General features: G+C 36.2%; 19 protein-coding genes. All 19 read left to right on the top strand.

Features of this window, described 5'->3' with window-relative positions; all coding sequences use genetic code 11:
- Window positions 1–2 precede the first annotated feature (2 nt).
- The 19 genes from H9636_RS03660 (at window position 3) to H9636_RS03570 (ending at window position 19,606) form a co-directional block, all read left to right on the top strand.
- A complete protein-coding gene (locus H9636_RS03660) occupies window positions 3–506 on the top strand; it encodes a chemotaxis protein CheD (RefSeq protein ID WP_191706285.1) in 504 nt (167 codons plus the stop codon).
- On the top strand, window positions 503–787 hold the full coding sequence (locus H9636_RS03655) for a hypothetical protein (RefSeq protein ID WP_191706284.1): 285 nt from the start codon (window positions 503–505) through the stop codon (window positions 785–787). Before H9636_RS03660 ends, H9636_RS03655 begins: the two co-directional genes overlap by 4 nt.
- Before the next feature lie 204 nt (window positions 788–991).
- The gene (locus H9636_RS03650; protein WP_191706283.1) at window positions 992–1,762 is read left to right on the top strand and encodes a FliA/WhiG family RNA polymerase sigma factor; all 771 of its coding nucleotides are present in this window, start codon (window positions 992–994) and stop codon (window positions 1,760–1,762) included.
- 11 nt (window positions 1,763–1,773) lie between these two features.
- On the top strand, window positions 1,774–2,079 hold the full coding sequence (locus H9636_RS03645) for an RNA polymerase subunit sigma (RefSeq protein WP_191706282.1): 306 nt from the start codon (window positions 1,774–1,776) through the stop codon (window positions 2,077–2,079).
- A 9-nt stretch (window positions 2,080–2,088) separates the two neighbouring features.
- Entirely contained in the window at window positions 2,089–2,667 is a 579-nt protein-coding gene (locus H9636_RS03640; protein ID WP_191706281.1) for a DUF6115 domain-containing protein, read from the top strand.
- 157 nt (window positions 2,668–2,824) lie between these two features.
- The gene (rpsB, locus tag H9636_RS03635; protein WP_122970385.1) at window positions 2,825–3,547 is read left to right on the top strand and encodes a 30S ribosomal protein S2; all 723 of its coding nucleotides are present in this window, start codon (window positions 2,825–2,827) and stop codon (window positions 3,545–3,547) included.
- Between the two features lie 197 nt (window positions 3,548–3,744).
- The gene (gene tsf, locus H9636_RS03630) at window positions 3,745–4,629 is read left to right on the top strand and encodes a translation elongation factor Ts (protein ID WP_191706280.1); all 885 of its coding nucleotides are present in this window, start codon (window positions 3,745–3,747) and stop codon (window positions 4,627–4,629) included.
- Window positions 4,630–4,932: 303 nt separating this feature from the next.
- Window positions 4,933–5,658: a UMP kinase gene (pyrH, locus tag H9636_RS03625; RefSeq protein WP_191706279.1), complete on the top strand. Its 726-nt coding sequence runs from the start codon at window positions 4,933–4,935 to the stop codon at window positions 5,656–5,658.
- Window positions 5,658–6,215: a ribosome recycling factor gene (gene frr / locus H9636_RS03620; protein ID WP_191706278.1), complete on the top strand. Its 558-nt coding sequence runs from the start codon at window positions 5,658–5,660 to the stop codon at window positions 6,213–6,215. The genes pyrH and frr overlap by 1 nt, the downstream gene beginning before the upstream one ends.
- A gap of 330 nt (window positions 6,216–6,545) precedes the next feature.
- Window positions 6,546–7,328: an isoprenyl transferase gene (locus H9636_RS03615; protein ID WP_191706277.1), complete on the top strand. Its 783-nt coding sequence runs from the start codon at window positions 6,546–6,548 to the stop codon at window positions 7,326–7,328.
- A complete protein-coding gene (locus tag H9636_RS03610; RefSeq protein ID WP_191706276.1) occupies window positions 7,325–8,119 on the top strand; it encodes a phosphatidate cytidylyltransferase in 795 nt (264 codons plus the stop codon). Before H9636_RS03615 ends, H9636_RS03610 begins: the two co-directional genes overlap by 4 nt.
- 95 nt (window positions 8,120–8,214) lie before the next feature.
- A complete protein-coding gene (gene dxr, locus H9636_RS03605; RefSeq protein WP_191706275.1) occupies window positions 8,215–9,360 on the top strand; it encodes a 1-deoxy-D-xylulose-5-phosphate reductoisomerase in 1,146 nt (381 codons plus the stop codon).
- 47 nt (window positions 9,361–9,407) lie between these two features.
- A complete protein-coding gene (rseP, locus tag H9636_RS03600) occupies window positions 9,408–10,667 on the top strand; it encodes an RIP metalloprotease RseP (RefSeq protein ID WP_191706274.1) in 1,260 nt (419 codons plus the stop codon).
- Between the two features lie 244 nt (window positions 10,668–10,911).
- Window positions 10,912–12,618, top strand: coding sequence for a proline--tRNA ligase (locus tag H9636_RS03595; protein WP_191706273.1), 1,707 nt, complete (start codon window positions 10,912–10,914; stop codon window positions 12,616–12,618).
- A 77-nt stretch (window positions 12,619–12,695) separates the two neighbouring features.
- Window positions 12,696–17,021: a PolC-type DNA polymerase III gene (locus H9636_RS03590; RefSeq protein WP_191706272.1), complete on the top strand. Its 4,326-nt coding sequence runs from the start codon at window positions 12,696–12,698 to the stop codon at window positions 17,019–17,021.
- A 306-nt stretch (window positions 17,022–17,327) separates the two neighbouring features.
- Entirely contained in the window at window positions 17,328–17,807 is a 480-nt protein-coding gene (rimP, locus tag H9636_RS03585) for a ribosome maturation factor RimP (protein ID WP_191706271.1), read from the top strand.
- Window positions 17,808–17,829: 22 nt separating this feature from the next.
- Window positions 17,830–18,966, top strand: a complete 1,137-nt coding sequence (gene nusA / locus H9636_RS03580) for a transcription termination factor NusA (RefSeq protein WP_191706270.1) — start codon at window positions 17,830–17,832, stop codon at window positions 18,964–18,966.
- A gap of 59 nt (window positions 18,967–19,025) precedes the next feature.
- On the top strand, window positions 19,026–19,304 hold the full coding sequence (gene rnpM, locus H9636_RS03575; protein ID WP_191706269.1) for an RNase P modulator RnpM: 279 nt from the start codon (window positions 19,026–19,028) through the stop codon (window positions 19,302–19,304).
- Entirely contained in the window at window positions 19,301–19,606 is a 306-nt protein-coding gene (locus H9636_RS03570; protein WP_122970397.1) for a YlxQ family RNA-binding protein, read from the top strand. Before rnpM ends, H9636_RS03570 begins: the two co-directional genes overlap by 4 nt.
- Window positions 19,607–19,613 lie beyond the last annotated feature (7 nt).

The following is a 19,613-nucleotide window of genomic DNA, read 5'->3' as shown; positions in this document are numbered from 1 at the left end:
AAATGATTCAATCTATTAATCATCAAGTCATTAAAGTAGGTATTGCAGAATTAGATATAGTGAAAACGCCTGATACTATTCGTACATCTGGTTTAGGTTCTTGCGTAGGTGTTGTATTATATGATGAAGTTAAGAAGATTGCAGGATTAGTTCATATCATGTTACCAGATTCCAATTTAGCTAGAGCGGAAACATTGAATTCAGCTAAATTTGCCGATACCGGTATTAAAGCTTTAATTGAACGCCTTAATTTAGAAGGAGTTCAAACTTTTCGATTAAAGGCGAAAATAGCTGGTGGTGCACAAATGTTTAAATTTACTTCTGCTAAAGATACGATGAGAATTGGCCCAAGAAATGTCGAGGCAGTAAAAAAGGAACTACAGAAAAATAGCATTCCGATTATAGCTGAAGATACAGGTGGGAGTAGTGGTAGAACAATAGAGTTTAATCCGACTACTTGTCTGTTAAACATTCGAACGGTAAATCAAGGAGTGATGGAAATATGATGTTTGGATCGATATTTTATAATTTTTGGGCTGCCATCATCGGTTTTTCCCTCTACTTTTTTAGTATGCTGTCCAAAGATGTACCTTTCAAGGTCCTATTAGGATCATTTATCGTTGCATTGATTTCGTTCCTTTTAATGTACGCCTTTCGTTTTGTAGTCGCTTATATATTACATACACCTAATGACAGCTTCAATTCGAATGGTAGTCATTTAAAACAGGAACAAAATGCAATGGATAGATCCAATGTTGAATTGCAGGATGAACCTCAAAGGAACTAACTTACATTTTGGAAATAAGTCATAAAAAAGACAAATTATTGATAATTAAATGAAAAGAGTCGAGAAAACGGCTCTTTTTTCATAGTTTATTGCAAAAAATAGTACAAAAGGTAAGGTATTTTATCTAATATATGAGTGTGTTTTTTTGTGACATTTGATATAATAATTGGTAGTAAGGGAACGTTTGTAAGAGAGGTGGATTCGATGGTACAACTGCAATTAGACAATGAACAAACCCTTTGGAATCGCTGGCTTAATGATCGAGATCCTCATGCAGGTAACATGCTTATTAAAAAATATAAGCCTCTTGTTTCTTATCATGTACAACGGATAGGTGCAGGTGTTCCTAAAAATGTATCTCGAGATGATTTAATGAGCCTTGGGATGATGGGACTCTTTGATGCGTTAAATAAATTTGACATAAACAGGGATTTAAAATTTGATACATATGCTTCTTTCCGAGTACGTGGTGCTATTATCGACGGCTTAAGAAAAGAAGATTGGTTACCTCGCTCAGCAAGAGAGAAAGCAAAAAAGATGGAAGCACAAATAGAAAAACTAGAACAACAACTAATGCGCCATGCAACTCCTGAAGAACTTGCACAATATATGGATTTACCTATTGAAGAAGTGTACCAAACAGTACAAGAGCATTTCTTTTCGAATGTATTATCAATTAACGAACAACAGGATCAAGAAGAGTTAGAGGGTAAAGCATTTGTCATTCGTGATAATCAAACAAAAACACCTGAACAAGAAGCTGTTCATGCTGAGTTGATTTCCGATTTAGAAAGAAATATAAAAAAATTAAATGACAAAGAACAACTTGTTTTAAGTTTATTTTATACAGAAGAACTAACCCTGACTGAAATTGGGGAAATACTCGAATTATCTACTTCCCGTATTTCTCAAATTCATTCAAAGGCGTTGTTTAAATTACGTAAGTGTCTTTCGAACGAAGTCATTCATGACTAAGGAGGAATATTGTGAGTTTAAAAGGACTTGAACTGCAAATTGCGATTCCAAAAACTTACGATGCTGGTAAAATGGTTGAACAGCACCAACAAAATGTTATCCAACAGCAATATAATGCAAATGAAGCTTTAAAAAAAGAGATTGAAAGAAAACAATTAGCTGTTGTTGACACAGATAAAACAGATAAAATTACCGATAGAGAAAAAAATGAGCAAGATAATCAGAATGATTTGCCGAAGAAGAAAAAGCAACAGCAGGAAAAGGAACAACAAGCAAAACATCCTTATAAAGGTAATATTATTGATTTTAGTGGATAGGAGAACAATATGGTCGCTTTAGTACTTGTCATATTGGTTATTTCTCAGCTCATCTGTTTTTATTTCATTATTCTTTTAAATACAAAAGTCTCAAAATTTAAAGATTTGGAAAAAAGACAAGACCAACTCATTCGGGAAATGGATGATGCCCTTGCTCTATATCTTGTTGAGATGAAAGAAGAAAATGAACGTTTTATTAAAGAACTAACGAAAGTAAAACAAACTGAGTTGAATAATAATGAAATAAACGCATCGACATTGGATATGATGCAAAGGGTAGATGAAAAGGAATCTTCACTAAAAAACACAGTTGAAAATACCAATTTACATTCTGCTGTTGAACAAAAAGCATTTGTACCAAAGATGAAGGCGAAAAATGCTTATAAGAAACAAAAGGCGATGACTGTAAATCAAAAAGAGCCACAAAAAGAAGTCGAAACTCAAATACAAAAGGACATTTCAAGTCTTCCATCCTTTGAACAAAAGGTACTTAAGCTTCATGATGAAGGAAAGACAATTGATGAAATAGCGAAAATTACCCAAAAAGGGAAGACGGAAATAGAATTATTGATTAAGTTTCACGCGTAAAATTTGTTGCATATAGATATTCAGTGTGTTATATTATCAATTGGTGTTAATTACACACGCATTTTGATGTAGTAAGTGGTGCTTTTTGTATAAAAAGTTGCTTGTTACAAATGAAAAATGCGGAGGAAAAAAACCAAAAATCTAGGAGGAACTATTCATGTCAGTAATTTCAATGAAACAATTACTTGAAGCTGGTGTACATTTCGGACACCAAACTCGCCGTTGGAACCCAAAAATGAAAAAATACATTTTTGTTGAACGTAACGGTATCTACATTATCGATTTACAAAAAACAGTTAAGAAATTAGAAGAAGCTTACGACTTCATGCGTCAAGTTGGCCAAGATGGCGGTAAAGTACTATTTGTTGGTACTAAAAAACAAGCGCAAGAAGCGATTAAAGAAGAAGCTGAACGTTCTGGTAACTACTACATCAACCAACGTTGGTTAGGTGGTACTTTAACTAACTTCGGTACAATCCAAAAACGTGTTGCTCGTATGAAAGCAATTGAAAAAATGGAAGAAGACGGTACTTTCGACGTACTTCCTAAAAAAGAAGTTATTCAACTTAAAAAAGAACACGAACGTCTTGTTAAATTCTTAGGCGGTATTCGTGATATGGCTGGTATTCCAGATGTAATGTTCGTGGTTGACCCACGTAAAGAGCGTATTGCTGTTGCAGAAGCTCGTAAATTAAATATTCCTATCGTAGGTATTGTTGATACAAACTGTGATCCAGATGAAATCGACTACGTAATCCCTGCAAACGATGATGCTATCCGCGCTGTTAAATTATTAACTGCAAAAATGGCTGATGCTCTTATTGAATCAAAACAAGGTGAATCTGAAGCTCCAGCTGAAGAAGTAGTTGCTGCTGAGTAATTCACTATTAGATAACTTGGCTTAAGCAGCCAGTTTTCTGATGCTAAGCCTTAGTTGCACTAATGCAGCTAAGGAAGTGTTGAACTTTCTTAGCTGCCTACAAAAAGGTGATAAGTGGATGAAACCTCTTATCACCTTTTTTTAAAGCATATGTTACAAAAAATTTAATATTAGATAACCCGAGGAGGAAACTTCAAATGGCAATTACTGCACAATTAGTAAAAGAACTTCGTGAAAAAACTGGCGCAGGTATGATGGACTGTAAAAAAGCTTTAGTACAAACTGATGGTGACATCGAAGCAGCTATCGACTTCTTACGTGAAAAAGGTCTTTCTTCAGCTGCTAAAAAAGCTGACCGTATCGCGGCAGAAGGTACAACTTACGTTTTAACTGAAGGTAATGAAGCGGTTATTTTAGAAGTAAACGCAGAAACTGACTTCGTTGCGAAAAACGAAAAATTCCAAGTACTTGTTGGAGAATTAGCAAAACAAATTTTAGCTGCAAAACCAGAGTCAGTTGAAGCTGCTTTAGAACTTACTAACGCTGAAGGTGTAAAAATTGCTGACCAAATTTCAACTGCTGTTGCAACAATTGGTGAAAAAATTACTCTTCGTCGTTTCGAAGTGAAAACAAAAACTGACAATGATGCATTCGGTTCATACTTACACATGGGCGGAAAAATCGGTGTATTAGTAGTTCTTGAAGGATCTACTAACGAAGAAGCTGCAAAAGATGTTGCAATGCATATCGCTGCAATTAACCCTAAATACGTTTCTCGTGATGAAGTTTCTCAAGAAGAAGTTGCACACGAGCGTAAAATCTTAACAGAACAAGCTTTAAACGAAGGTAAACCAGAAAACATCGTAGCAAAAATGGTTGAAGGTCGTCTTGGTAAATACTTCGAAGAAATTTGCTTACTTGACCAAACTTTCGTTAAAAATTCAGATCAAAAAGTTCGTGACTTCGTTAAAACAACAGGTGGTAACGTAACTTCATTCGTTCGTTACGCTGTTGGTGAAGGTATTGAAAAACGTGAAGATAACTTCGCAGAAGAAGTTATGAACCAAGTTAAAGGTAACTAATATAGGAAATAAGGGAAACAAATCGATATGTATGATTTGTTGAACTTATTCAGTTTTACGGGCAGTTATACCAACTCGTTTTCGTAGTGGTATTGCTGCCCGTTCATACGGAATAATTTGGTTGTGTGAATAACACAATAAAGTTAGATAGGGGACACGGAGTCAGTGTTCCCTATTTTTCAAGAGTTTTTTAACGCTATGGCGTTTTCCTAATGTTTTGTCCCATCTTTTTCAATGGAGAAGTTGCGACTCAAAAAGGAAGACTTGCGTTAGTTAAATAAAATTGAGTTGCGGAGGATTACTATGAGTGTGCCACAATATAATCGAGTAGTTATAAAAATTAGCGGTGAGGCATTAGCAGGAGAGGCTGGCTTCGGATTATCACCAAAAATTATCAAGTCTGTTGCAGAAGATATTAAAGAAGTAGTAGAACTTGGTGTAGAAGTAGCGGTAGTTGTTGGTGGCGGTAACATTTGGCGAGGTAAAGTAGGAAGCGAAATGGGAATGGATCGTGCTTCTGCAGATTACATGGGAATGTTAGCAACAGTTATGAATTCATTAGCATTGCAAGATGCCCTTGAAAAACTGGAAATTGAAACTCGTGTTCAGTCTTCTATCGTAATGACGCAAGTTGCGGAGCCTTACATACGTCGAAAAGCGGTACGTCATTTAGAGAAAAAACGTGTCGTTATTTTTGCTGCTGGTACAGGAAATCCATTTTTCTCAACAGATACAACAGCTGCATTACGTGCTGCTGAAATTGATGCAGATGCCATTTTAATGGCGAAAAATAATGTTGATGGCGTTTATTCTGCTGATCCAAAAACTGATAATACTGCTGTTAAATATGACACACTCACATATTTAGACGTAATTCAACAAGGATTACAGGTAATGGATTCTACAGCTTCCACTTTATGTATGGACAACGACATACCATTAATAGTATTCTCTATAATGAATAAAGGTAATATTAAACGTGCCGTACTCGGTGATAAAATCGGTACAGTTGTTAGGAGGAATTTATAATGCCTAAACAAGTAATAGCTCAAGCTCAGGAAAAAATGAACAAATCGATTGCAGCGTTTACTCGTGAATTAGCTTCAATTCGTGCAGGTCGTGCAAATGCATCTTTGTTAGACAGAATTACTGTTGACTACTATGGTGCACCGACTCCAGTGAATCAATTGGCTGGTATTTCTGTACCAGAAGCCCGTTTATTAGTCATCCAACCGTATGACAAAACGGTTTTAGGTGAAATTGAAAAAGCAATCATGAAGTCAGATATCGGTATTACACCGACAAACGATGGAAATGTAATCCGTTTAACGATTCCAGCTTTAACAGAAGAACGTCGTAAAGACCTTGTTAAAGTAGTGAAAAAGGAAGCGGAAGAAGCAAAGGTTGCAATCCGTAATGTCCGTCGTGATGCAAACGATGATTTGAAAAAATTAGAAAAAAATGGCGAAATAACTGAAGACGATTTACGTGGTTACAGTGACGATATCCAAAAGCTAACTGATGACTATATCGTAAAAGTTGATCAACTTGCTAAAGAGAAAGAACAAGAGATCTTATCGGTTTAAGAAAACTTTAGTTTGTTCTTCATTTCATTGGCGAACTTGCATTTTAAGTTTCAGATTGAATAATGAACAAAATCAAGTGTAGGGCGTCCTATCAGTTAGGACGTCTTTTTCTTTCGTATATTCTTTTGAGAAAGAAATTGAATAAATGGTTTAGTATACTTAAAGGTACTGGTAAAATTAGTATAATTAGTTTTACAAAATAATAAATTTAAACATATACATAGATTTCAAAATAATTTAGGAAAAGGTAATAAGAACTTAAGACACATTCATTTGTTTTTGTTATGATTAAAAAAACGTCCAAATTGTTGTCACGTGGGGGAATTGCTGATGTTAAAGAAACTATTTAGTAAATCAAAAAAAGGAAAGCAGTTTGAAGAATTTCTACTAGATAATGAATGTCTACCTTCCCATATCGCAATCATAATGGATGGCAACGGACGTTGGGCGAAAAAAAGAGCCATGCCTAGAATTGCAGGACATCATGAAGGAATGCAAACTGTACGTAAAATTGCACGGATTGCAGATGATATAGGAATTAAAGTGTTAACTTTATATGCTTTTTCAACGGAAAATTGGAGAAGGCCAAAATCTGAAGTAGACTATTTAATGAGTTTGCCGCAAATGTTTTTAAATTCCTTTATGCCTGAACTGATGGAACGTAACATTCGAATACAAATGATCGGTGATAAAGAAGGATTACCTAACAATACGAAAAAAGCTTTAGATGAAGCAATGGAAAAAACGAAACATAATACAGGATTAATATTAAATTTTGCAATGAATTATGGTAGTCGTGCTGAAATTGTGAAAGCAATGAAGGATATAATGATAGAAGTGAATAGTGGAAATATATCACTCGACGCCATTGATGAAACAATGATTGACCAATATTTAATGACATCAAATCTACCAGAGCCAGATTTACTAATTCGAACAAGTGGTGAAGTTCGGTTAAGTAATTTTATGTTATGGCAACTCGCATATACGGAATTTTGGTTCACAGATACACTGTGGCCTGATTTTGACCAACATACGTTTATGGAAGCGATCCACAGCTATCAAAAGCGTAATCGACGCTACGGTGGATTGAAAGGGGAAGAAATGAAGTGAAGCAAAGAATTATAACGGCGGTAGTTGCAGCATTAGTATTTATACCATTCGTTATTTATGGCAACTTACCTTTTACGTTATTAGTTTATGTTATCGCAGCAGTAGGTTTGTATGAACTGCTGAAAATGAGAAATATATCGATTTTTTCTATACCGGGTATTATCGGTGCTTTAATTATGTTTTGTATCCTGCTACCTATCTCTACAGCAGAATTAGAAGAAATCTTACCTTATTCAAAATTAGAATTTTTAATGATTGGAGTCATCCTGTTATTAATCTATACAGTGATGATTAAAAATCGTTTTACCTTTGATGATGTAGGATTTATTTTAACGAGTGCATTATATGTCGGTATCGGTTTTTATTATTTTATTGAAACGCGCAACGCAGAAGATGGATTAGTATTCATTATTTTCGCCCTACTCATTGTTTGGACAACCGATTCAGGGGCTTACTTTATTGGACGAAAACTTGGCAAAAAGAAATTATGGCCAGAAATTTCTCCTAACAAAACCGTGGAAGGTTTTATCGGTGGGATTGTAACGGCAGTTATTTTCGCATGTATTATGCAATGGATTTATCCAATTTCTTCATCTTGGATATTATTAATTGTTATTTCAATCATCGCTTCTATCTTTGGTCAATTGGGAGATTTAGTTGAATCCGCTATCAAACGTCATTACGGCGTGAAGGATTCAGGGAAGTTATTACCAGGTCACGGTGGTATACTTGACCGTTTTGATAGTCTCCTATTCGTGTTACCGTTATTACACTTTATACATTTTGTTTAACTTTGTTCAGAGAGGTATTCAATGAAAAAGAATACCTACTGACCAAAGTTAAGCCTTAACAATAGAAGATAAAGTTCTTGAAGGGAAGAGTAATCTTGAAAAAAATTAGTTTATTGGGAGCAACAGGTTCTATCGGAATTCAAACAGTCGATATTTTACGAAATAATCTAGATTGTTTTAAACTAGTTGCATTATCCTCAGGTAAAAATATAGAAAAAACTCGTGAAATCATTAATGATCTTCAACCCGAGCTTGTATCCGTACAGCAAGAACAAGATGCATTACAGTTACAAAAAGAATATCCTCATATTCAATTTACTTTCGGAACAAAAGGATTAGTTGAAGTTGCCACTCATCCAGATTCTACAGTTCTGGTTAATGCAGTTCTAGGTAGTGTTGGACTAGAATCTACATTAGCAGCAATTCGTATGGGGAAAACGATTGCGATAGCTAATAAGGAGACATTAGTAACGGCAGGACATTTAGTTATGGCTGAAGCGAGAAAATATAATGTAGCGATTCTTCCGGTTGATAGCGAACATTCAGCTATTTTCCAATCGATGAACGGTGAGAATCCAAAACAAATTGAACGGCTTATTTTAACAGCTTCTGGCGGTTCCTTCCGTGACAAAACTCGGGAACAATTAAAAGGAGTAACTGTAAAAGATGCTTTAAATCATCCGAACTGGTCAATGGGAGCTAAAATTACAATCGATTCAGCAACGATGATGAATAAAGGATTAGAAGTTATTGAAGCCCATGTATTATTTAATATGCCCTTTGAAAAAATCGATGTTTTATTACATAAAGAAAGTATTATTCACTCTTTAGTTGAGTATCATGATACAAGTGTTATTGCTCAACTAGGTACTCCAGATATGCGGGTACCAATCCAGTACGCACTAAGTTACCCAGATCGGTTACCACTTGTTGGAGGGAATCGTTTAAATTTAGCGCAAATTGGACAATTACATTTTAAAGAAGTTGATTTTGACAGATTCCGCGCATTAAAACTTGCCTATGACGCAGGACGAGCAGGTGGAAGTATTTTAACGGCGATGAATGCAGCTAATGAAGCAGCAGTAGCATTATTTTTAGAAGAAAAAATCACTTTCCTTCAAATTGAGGAAATGATTGAACAAGTGATGAACGATCATCAAAATATATTAATGCCAGACTTAGAAACTATACTTCATGTAGATAGTGAAACAAGAAAAACAGTAGCGAGCATGGTAAAATAGATAGAACGAGCATAGAATAAGTATACTGCTCTTGAAGGTGGGATGATATGCAAACAGTTATAGCGTTTATTATTGTTTTTGGTTCTCTAGTATTTTTCCATGAACTAGGGCATTTTATATTTGCGAAACGAGCGGGTATTTTAGTTCGTGAATTTGCAATTGGAATGGGTCCCAAAATATTTGGAATGATGAAAGGAGAGACGTTATATACGATTCGACTATTACCACTTGGTGGGTATGTTCGTATGGCTGGAGAAGACGTAGATCAAATTGAACTACAGCCAGGTTATCGAGTTGGATTAATATTAAATCGTGATAACGTTGCCGAAAAGATTTATTTAAACCAAAATGTTCAAAATCCGAATGTTCTATTTATGGAAGTAGAACGGGCTGACTTAGAAAAAGAATTGTGGATTGAAGGATACGATGAAGAAAATCAATTTGTTAGAATTAATGTGTCCAGACAAGCAATCGTTGTAGAAAATGGAACAGAATTGATGATTGCTCCAATTGATCGTCAATTTAATTCGAAAACGGTTGGACAACGGGCGATGGCCATCTTTGCAGGTCCACTATTTAACTTTATATTAGCATTTTTTGTTTTTGCTTTTATTGCAATGATGCAAGGTGTCCCTACTTATGAACCAATCATTTACGATGTTGTTGAAGACGGACCAGCTGCAGATGCTGGTATGCAAAAGGGAGATTACGTAAAAGCCATTGACGGAGATCCGATTGAAGACTGGCAAGAACTTTCGGGAACTGTTCAAGAGAAACCAGGAGAAGAGTTAACATTTTTAGTCGAACGAGATGGACAAGATATCGAGTTAACAATGACTCCCGAAGCCCTTGAGGAAAGCGGTAAAGAATATGGGCAAATTGGCGTGATGTATCAAAGTCCTGTAGAGAAAAATCCGTTGAAAGCTCTTGTATTCGGAGTAACCCAAACATACGATTACACAGTCCTTATTTTAGGATTGTTAGGAGATCTTGTAACGGGTCAATTTACAATCGATGCATTATCCGGTCCAGTTGGAATATATAAAGCGACTGAAACAGTTGCCCAATATGGCGTATATAACTTAATGAATTGGGCTGCTGTATTAAGTATCAACCTCGGGATTATGAACTTGTTACCTTTACCGGCATTAGATGGTGGTAGATTGTTATTCTTCGGTGTGGAAGCATTACGTGGAAAACCTGTGGATCGTCAAAAAGAAGGACTTGTTCACTTTGTAGGAATTGTTTTATTAATGATCTTAATGGTCGTCGTAACTTGGAATGATATTCAAAGATTTTTCTTCTAAATAAGTAGACGAAATGGTTCTTATAGAATGGTTAAAATTTCCGTAAGAATGTAAAAATACAACATAATCTATTTAAAGAAATTTAACCTTATTCATGTATGGTAAAATCCAAAGTGAATAAGGTTAAATCTTTTTATTGATCTCATTACGAGAATGATTTGTAAATTTTAGTTTATATTTTTCTTAGTTGTTTGTATGATATGCTTAAAAGTAACAATAAGTTTTTAAGAAGAAGGTGGGCACAATGAAACAAAGTTTAACCCTTATCCCAACACTACGTGAAATGCCTTCTGATATAGAAGTGAAGTCTCATAAAATGCTTCTTCGTGCTGGATTTTTGCGACAAAGTACAAGCGGTGTTTATTCCTATTTGCCTTTAGCAAAACGGGTGTTAAACAAGTTAGAAAAAATGATCAGTGAAGAAATGGAAAAGTTAGGAGCTATCGAGATTACTTTACCGTCCCTTCAACCGAAGGATATTTTACAACATTCTTTTCGGTTTAATGAAAAGGATGAGGAAGTCCTTCATTTAAAAGACCGAAACGAACGCCAATTAATTCTTGCACCTAGCCATGAAGAAGTCATGACTCAACTGATGCGTGATGAAATAAAATCTTATAAAAAATTACCAATTACTTTCTATCAAATTCAATCGAAGTTTCGAGACGAGAGCCGTCCGCGGTTTGGATTGTTGCGTAGTAAGGAATTTTTAATGAAGGCGGCTTATTCTTACCATGCAACGGAAGAAAGTTTGGAAACGACTTATCTTCAAATGAGTGAAGTCTATTCTAACATTTTAAGTAGGCTTGGTTTATATTATGAAGTGGTGGACGCTGATACGAGATCAATAGGTGGATTAAAAGCACAAGAGTTCATTATCGCATCGGAAAATGGGGAAACGACAATCGCTTATTCCGATGAATCGAATTATGCATCGAATATTGAAGTTGCTCCAGTAGTGAGTACGTATCCATCTTCAGAAAAACCAATGAACCCTTTAGAAAAGGTAGAAACACCTCAAGTAAAAACAATTGAGGAAGTTTGCTCATTCTTTACAAAAGAACAAACAGATTGCATGAAATCCATTGTATTTAATGTCGATGGTGAATTTGTTGTTGTTTTAGTACGGGGAGACCATCAGATTAATCCGATTAAGTTAAGAAATGTATTAAAAGCCCATTCTCTTTCTTTAGCAACTGAAGAGGAAATCCAGCAATTGTTAGGATGTACGTTAGGCTCTATCGGACCGATAAAACTGCCTGTAAATGTAAAAGTCGTTGCTGATTTAGCAATTCAATCAATTCGTAATGGGATTGCTGGTGCAAATGAAGACGGCTATCATTATATTAATGTAAATCCAGAACGGGATTTTGCAATCAATAGTTATGAAGATATTCGTTATATCCAGGAAGGGGATCCTTCTCCTGATGGGAATGGAACGATTCGTTTAAAAAAGGGAATTGAAGTCGGTCATATTCGTATGTCCGGAACAGAGCTAACAGAAAAGTTTAATGCGAATTTTATCGATGAAAATGGTCAATCAAAACCTATGTACATGGGGAGCTTCGGATTAGGAATTTCAAGATTACTCGCAGTAATGGCAGAAATGTATCAAGATGATCATGGATTTGTTTGGCCAAAACAATTCTCCCCTTACGATGTACATCTTATACCGGTGAATATCAATGATGAAGTTCAATTTGATTTGGCGTCTCAACTTTACCATATTTTAACTTCCTATCATTTTGATGTTTTATTTGACGATCGGGATGAACGAGCAGGGGTCAAATTTATCGATTCGGATTTAATCGGTTTGCCAGTTCGTGTAACGATTGGGAAACGGGCCAGTGAAGGAATTGTGGAAGTGAAAATTAGACGGACAGGTGAAATATTCGAATGGGCAAAGGAAGAATTAATTGACCGTTTAAATGAATATTTCCGTTCCCATTAAATAAATGCCTTTTTAAAGGAAATTAAAAAACAAATTTATCTACTTTAAAATATTTGTAAAACTAGGTGGTGAGTAAGGTGGTAGACAACCAAGAAGCACGAGAAAGATTTTTAACTTTGTTGCAACAACTACAGCTGACGGAAGATGTCTACATGTCTTTTTTTGAACAAGGAGAACTTTCGCGACTAACCGTTCATAAAAAAAATCGGATATGGAGTTTTTCCATTACATTAAACAATATTTTACCATTCCAATTGTATCAATTATTTCGGACAAGAATGGCAGAGCAGTTCTCTCATATCGCACAAGCATCAATCGTTATTGAAGCACGAAATCCGCAAGTAACAGAACAGTTGATATCGGATTATTGGCTAACAGCAGTGGAACAATTGGATGCTTCACCTCCTTTAAAAGATCGATTGATGAATCAAATTCCCCAATGGACGGGAAATAAGCTGATTGTCAATTGTATGGCTGAAATGGAACAGCTTACTTTAAAGTCAAAATATGCACAAAAAATTGTAGAAGCATATGGGAACTTAGGATTTCCGCCTTTCTCAGTCGATTTCCAACTTGTTGAAGCGACAGAGGAAATGATAGAGGCAAGACAACAATATATCGAACAACGACAATTAGAAGAAGCACAACTCGCAAAACAAGCAATGGAAGATTTCCAAAGCCGTGAAAAGGCGAAAAGTGATAATCCGGAAGCAGTTGTTAGTAACGGCCCATTCCAGTTAGGTAATGTCATTAAAGATACAGAAATCATGGAAATTCGTCGAGTAGTTGAAGAAGAACGTCGAGTTGTGTTAGAAGGTTTTGTTTTTGCTGTCGATATTAAAGAGCTTAAAAGTGGACGTTCATTATTAGAATTAAAAATGACCGATTATACCGATTCTATTTTAGTAAAAATGTTCTCTCGCGATAAAGAAGATGCTGAAAGAATGGCCCAACTAAAAAAAGGAATGTGGGTAAAGGTGCGCGGCTCAGTTCAAAATGATACCTTCGTTCGAGATTTAGTTGTCATGGCCCAAGATATTAATGAAGTATATAAAGAATCTCGTAAAGATACTGCACCTGAAGGGGAAAAGCGGGTAGAACTTCATTTACATACACCAATGAGTCAAATGGATGCTGTCACACCAATTGATCAATTAGTGGGACAAGCTGCAAAATGGGGGCATCCTGCTATTGCGATTACGGATCATGCGGTCGCTCAAGGCTTCCCTGAGGCCTATGCGGCAGGAAAAAAACATGGGATTAAAATTATATATGGAGTTGAAGCAAACTTAGTGGATGATGGTTCACCAATTGCTTATGCAGAACAGCACATCCCTTTAGAAGATGCGACATATGTTGTATTTGACGTAGAGACAACAGGTCTTTCAACTGCTTACGATACAATTATTGAATTAGCTGCTGTAAAAATGAAGGAAGGCAAAGTAATTGATAAATTTGAACGTTTTGCTAATCCCCACAAACCGTTGTCAGCTAAAATTATCGAGTTAACCCATATTACCGATGATATGTTACGAGATGCACCGGAAGTGGACGAGGTCATTACGGAATTTAAAGAGTTTATTGGCGATGCAATCGTTGTAGCCCATAATGCTTCTTTCGATATGGGATTTTTATACACCGCTTATGAAAAAGCAGGTATCCAAGGCATTGTACACCCAGTAATTGATACATTAGAATTATCCCGTTTTTTAAATCCGACTTTAAAAAGTCATCGTTTAAATACGCTTTGTAAACGATACGGTATTGAGTTAACTCAGCATCACCGGGCTATTTACGATACAGAGGCAACGGGCGAATTACTTTTACATTTATTAAAAGATTCAAAGGAAAAAGGAATTCATTATCACGACGAATTCAATCAACATATTGATAAAAATGAAAGTTATAAAAAATCTCGCCCATATCATTGCACAATTTTAGCAATGGACAATGAAGGGTTGAAAAACTTATTTAAATTAATCTCCATTGCCCATACTCAAACATATTATCGAGTTCCACGAATTCGCCGTTCGGATTTAATCAAATATCGTAAAGGGCTCATCGTAGGTTCTGGATGTAGTAATGGGGAATTATTTGAAACGATGATGAATAAATCGCCAGAAGAAGCCGAAAAGGTTGCGAAATTTTATGACTATATTGAAGTACACCCAAAACCCGTTTATGCTCCATTAATAGAGGGCGGAACAATCCATGACGAATGGAATTTGGAAGATATTATTCGCAAATTAGTGAAGCTTGGAAAGCGTTTGGAAAAACCGGTCGTAGCAACTGGAAATGTACACTATTTACACGAAAACGATAGCGTATTCCGACAAATTTTAGTTGGTTCTCAAGGTGGTGCAAATCCATTAAATCGTTACAAATTACCTGCTGTACATTTCCGTACAACGAATGAAATGTTAAAGGAATTCGATTTTTTAGGTCCGGATTTAGCAAAAGAAATTGTAGTAACGAACTCGCAAAAAATTGCTAATATGATCACCGATGTAAAACCGATTAAAGATGAGCTATATACACCGAAAATTGAAGGTTCTGACGAGGAAGTTACAAATTTAACATATGAAATGGCCCATAAAATTTATGGGGAAGAATTACCTGAAATTGTAAAAGCTCGTATTGAAAAAGAGTTAAAGTCTATTTTAGGAAATGGATTCGGAGTAATTTATTTAATTTCTGCGAAATTGGTGAAAAAATCCCTAGCCGATGGATACTTAGTAGGTTCCCGAGGATCTGTAGGTTCTTCACTAGTGGCAACCTTCATGGAAATAACGGAAGTAAATCCGTTACCACCCCATTACATTTGTCCAAATTGTAAAAATGTAGAGTTCTTCGATGATGGTTCGGTTGGTAGCGGATTTGACTTACCAAACAAAGATTGTCCAAAATGTGGTACCCGTTATAAAAAGGATGGACAAGACATTCCTTTCGAAACATTCCTAGGATTTAAAGGAGACAAAGTACCTGATATCGACTTGAACTTCTCTGGGGAATACCAGCCTCAAGCCCATAATTATACGAAAGTACTGTTCGGGGAAGATTATGTATATCGTGCTGGAACAATTGGTACAGTAGCTGAAAAAACAGCTTATGGTTATGTAAGAGGCTATTCCAATGACAATAATGTAACTTTCCGTGGAGCAGAGGTGGACCGACTTGTACAAGGTTGTACCGGGGTAAAACGGACGACTGGACAGCACCCAGGTGGTATTATCGTCGTACCAGACTATATGGATATATATGATTTTACACCGGTGCAATATCCGGCAGATGCCCAAGATGCAGAGTGGAAAACAACCCATTTTGACTTCCACTCCATTCATGATAACGTGTTAAAGCTGGATATACTTGGACACGATGATCCGACTGTGATTAGGATGCTACAAGATTTATCTGGTATCGATCCGAAAACAGTCCCAACCGATGACCCAGAAGTAATGAAAATCTTCTCAACTCCAGAATCCCTTGGGGTAACCGAAGAACAAATTGGATGTAAAACAGGTACTTTAGGTATTCCTGAGTTTGGTACAAGATTCGTACGTCAAATGTTAGAGGATACAAAACCATCTACTTTTAGTGAACTTGTTCAAATTTCCGGTCTATCCCATGGTACTGACGTATGGTTAGGAAATGCTCAAGAATTAATTCAAAACGGCACTTGTGTCTTATCCGAAGTAATTGGTTGTCGTGATGATATTATGGTGTATTTAATTTATCAAGGTTTAGAGCCAAGTTTTGCTTTCAAAATTATGGAATCCGTACGTAAAGGGAAAGGATTAACAGAAGAGATGGAAGTAGAAATGCGAGCACAAAATGTACCGGAGTGGTATATCGATTCATGTAAAAAAATTAAATACATGTTCCCGAAAGCCCATGCCGCAGCCTATGTTTTAATGGCGGTACGTATAGCTTGGTTTAAAGTGCATCATCCTATTTTATATTACGCTGCTTATTTTACTGTTCGTGCAAGTGATTTTGACTTAATTGCGATGACACAAGGTTCGGCGATGATTCGTTCTCGTATCGATGAAATCAACGCAAAAGGGTTAGATGCTTCCAAAAAGGAAAAAGACTTACTGACAGTTTTGGAACTTGCATTAGAAATGTGCGAAAGAGGTATGAGCTTCAAAAAAGTAGACCTATACCGTTCGCAAGCAAGTGAATTTATAATAGACGGTAATTCATTAATTCCACCCTTTGACGCGATTCCTGGTCTTGGAACGAACGTTGCGAAAGCAATTGTTGCCGCTAGAGAAGATGGCGAATTTTTATCGAAAGAAGATTTACAACAACGGGGTCGAGTTTCAAAAACATTAATCGAGTACATGGATACTTTAGGATGTTTAGAAGGACTTCCAGATGCGAATCAACTTTCTTTATTCTAATAAAATGAGCCGTCGTTATGAGCAGAAAGACTAGGAGATACTTGATTTATTACCATTGTCATAACACATTTACGTAAATTTGCATTAAGTAATATTTTGTGCTATTGTTATGGTAATAATTTGTTGATAGTTTTACAGCAAAAGAGTGGGGCTTTCCCGCTCTTTTCTGTTGTTACGCTAATCCAAATTTTTCTTACCTTTAGGTACTACATTAAATTTCACCATTTTTGGTGGAATTTCTGTTTTTTAACTAACTACTGTCATCTAACATGTATAAGCAGCAGACAATTACGTAGGGAGGATACTATGAGCAAAGTAACGTCAGTAATTGAAGAGCTTGTTACACCAATTTTAGAAGAATTGAACCTAGAATTAGTCGATATAGAGTTTCTGAAAGAGGGCCGCAATTGGTTCCTTCGTGTCTATATAGATACACCTGAAGGCGGAATTGATATTGATCAATGTGCTATTGTGAGTGAGCGCCTAAGTTTAGTTCTGGATGAAACGGACCCAATCGAGCAAAACTATTATTTAGAAGTTTCTTCACCTGGTGCGGAACGACCATTAAAAAAAGAATCTGATTTTAAAAAAGCAGTAGGTAAATTTATTTATGTGAAAACATATGAGCCAATTAAGGACATGAAAGAATTCCAAGGCTATTTGAGAGCATATACTGAACAAGGTTTAGAGCTTGAAATTCGTATTAAAACACGTAAAATGACGATATTTATCGAAAAAGAAAAAATCGCTAAAGCACGACTTGCAATCGATTTTTCATCAAACTAGCTATTTAGGAGTGAAAACAAAAATGAGTAGTGATTTACTAGATGCTTTAACTGCTCTGGAGCAGCAAAAAGGCATTTCAAGAGATATTTTAATTGAAGCAATCGAAGCTGCATTAGTAACTGCATATAAACGAAACTTTAATCAAGCACAAAATGTACGTGTCGATTTAAATTTAGAGAATGGTTCAATGGTCGTCTATTCTCGTAAAGATGTCGTTGAAGAAGTGGAAGATGACCGTCTTCAAATTTCTCTTGAAGATGCTAAAGAAATTAACCCTGCTTACGAAATTGGTGACGTATTAGAGCAAGAAGTAACTCCTCGAAACTTTGGCCGTATAGCTGCACAAACAGCTAAACAGGTTGTTACGCAACGAGTTCGTGAAGCAGAGCGCGGATTAATCTACGAAGAATATGTAGACCGTACCGATGATATTGTAAATGGTGTAATTGAACGTCAAGACGCTCGCAACATTTACATTAGCTTAGGTAAGGTAGAGGCTGCATTACCTACAAATGAACAAATTCAAGGTGAAGTCTATAAACCTCAAGCAAGAATTCGCGTTTATATCACAAAAGTTGAACGTACAACACGCGGACCTCAAATCATTGTTTCTCGTACACATCCAGGGTTACTTCGTAGACTATTCGAAATGGAAGTTCCAGAAATTTTTGAAGGCATTGTAGAAATAAAATCCATTGCTCGTGAAGCCGGGGATCGCTCTAAAATTTCCGTTTATGCTCATAATGAAGAAATCGATGCAGTAGGTGCATGTGTTGGTGCTAAAGGTGCGCGGGTGCAAACAATTGTGAACGAATTAAATGGAGAAAAAATTGACATTGTAGAATGGTCAGAAGATCCAGTCGTATTCGTTGCCAATGCATTAAGCCCTTCGCAAGTATTAGATGTTATCGTAAACGAAGAAGAAAAATCGACGACGGTTGTCGTACCGGATTATCAACTCTCCCTTGCTATTGGTAAACGTGGTCAAAATGCACGTCTTGCTGCTAAATTAACAGGTTGGAAAATTGATATTAAAAGTGAAACAGATGCTCGTGAATTAGGAATTTATCCGAACGAGACAAGTCGTTTCGTACAAGAAGAAAAAGCTTCTTCCTTCGATGATATTGAATACGACCTTTATCAAGACGACGAAGAATAACGATACCGTTAAGAAATAACTTTTAATTTTCTCGTTTTATATAGGGAAGGTGATACCTCATGTCAACGAAAAAAAAGGTTCCTTTACGTAAGTGTGTCGTAACGGGCGAGATGCTTCCTAAAAAATCGATGATACGAATTGTTCGCTCAAAAGAAGGAGAAGTATCGGTCGATATAACAGGGAAAAAATCAGGACGCGGTGCATATATTTCAAAATCGGAAGAGGCAGTGGAAGCTGCACGGAAGAAAAATATATTAGAGCGCCAATTAGAAGTGAAAATCCCAGAGGAAGTTTATGAGGAACTCATTAAACTGATTCGACGGGAGTCAATTTTATGAATCAGAGACTACTGCAACTATTAGGATTAGCAGCAAGAGCAAGAAAAGTAGTCTCAGGGGAAGAGTTAGTAGTAAAGGAAATACGTACGAATAAAGCAAAACTTGTACTACTAGCAGCTGACGCCTCAAAAAATTCGAGTAAAAAAATTCAAGATAAATGTACGTATTACAACGTTGAGTATCATGTGTTTGGTGATCGCTACCAACTAGGGACTGCAATTGGTAAAGAAGCACGTGTCGCACTTGCTATTACAGATAGCGGATTCGCGAAAAAGATGTCTAGTCTACTCAACGAAAATTAATCGGGGG

The organism is Ureibacillus galli (assembly GCF_014836845.1).
GTDB lineage: Bacteria > Bacillota > Bacilli > Bacillales_A > Planococcaceae > Ureibacillus > Ureibacillus galli.
This window is presented reverse-complemented; position numbering and strand designations above follow the sequence as displayed.

What these genes read in the sequence shown, in the direction of transcription:
- rpsB (WP_122970385.1), top strand. Translation starts at nt 2,825, where the DNA reads ATGTCAGTAATTTCAATGAAACAATTACTTGAAGCTGGTGTACATTTC.
- nusA (WP_191706270.1), top strand. Translation starts at nt 17,830, where the DNA reads ATGAGTAGTGATTTACTAGATGCTTTAACTGCTCTGGAGCAGCAAAAA.
- tsf (WP_191706280.1), top strand. Translation starts at nt 3,745, where the DNA reads ATGGCAATTACTGCACAATTAGTAAAAGAACTTCGTGAAAAAACTGGC.
- H9636_RS03660 (WP_191706285.1), top strand. Translation starts at nt 3, where the DNA reads ATGATTCAATCTATTAATCATCAAGTCATTAAAGTAGGTATTGCAGAA.
- pyrH (WP_191706279.1), top strand. Translation starts at nt 4,933, where the DNA reads ATGAGTGTGCCACAATATAATCGAGTAGTTATAAAAATTAGCGGTGAG.
- H9636_RS03650 (WP_191706283.1), top strand. Translation starts at nt 992, where the DNA reads ATGGTACAACTGCAATTAGACAATGAACAAACCCTTTGGAATCGCTGG.
- H9636_RS03570 (WP_122970397.1), top strand. Translation starts at nt 19,301, where the DNA reads ATGAATCAGAGACTACTGCAACTATTAGGATTAGCAGCAAGAGCAAGA.
- rnpM (WP_191706269.1), top strand. Translation starts at nt 19,026, where the DNA reads ATGTCAACGAAAAAAAAGGTTCCTTTACGTAAGTGTGTCGTAACGGGC.
- rseP (WP_191706274.1), top strand. Translation starts at nt 9,408, where the DNA reads ATGCAAACAGTTATAGCGTTTATTATTGTTTTTGGTTCTCTAGTATTT.
- rimP (WP_191706271.1), top strand. Translation starts at nt 17,328, where the DNA reads ATGAGCAAAGTAACGTCAGTAATTGAAGAGCTTGTTACACCAATTTTA.
- H9636_RS03655 (WP_191706284.1), top strand. Translation starts at nt 503, where the DNA reads ATGATGTTTGGATCGATATTTTATAATTTTTGGGCTGCCATCATCGGT.
- frr (WP_191706278.1), top strand. Translation starts at nt 5,658, where the DNA reads ATGCCTAAACAAGTAATAGCTCAAGCTCAGGAAAAAATGAACAAATCG.
- H9636_RS03640 (WP_191706281.1), top strand. Translation starts at nt 2,089, where the DNA reads ATGGTCGCTTTAGTACTTGTCATATTGGTTATTTCTCAGCTCATCTGT.
- H9636_RS03615 (WP_191706277.1), top strand. Translation starts at nt 6,546, where the DNA reads ATGTTAAAGAAACTATTTAGTAAATCAAAAAAAGGAAAGCAGTTTGAA.
- H9636_RS03595 (WP_191706273.1), top strand. Translation starts at nt 10,912, where the DNA reads ATGAAACAAAGTTTAACCCTTATCCCAACACTACGTGAAATGCCTTCT.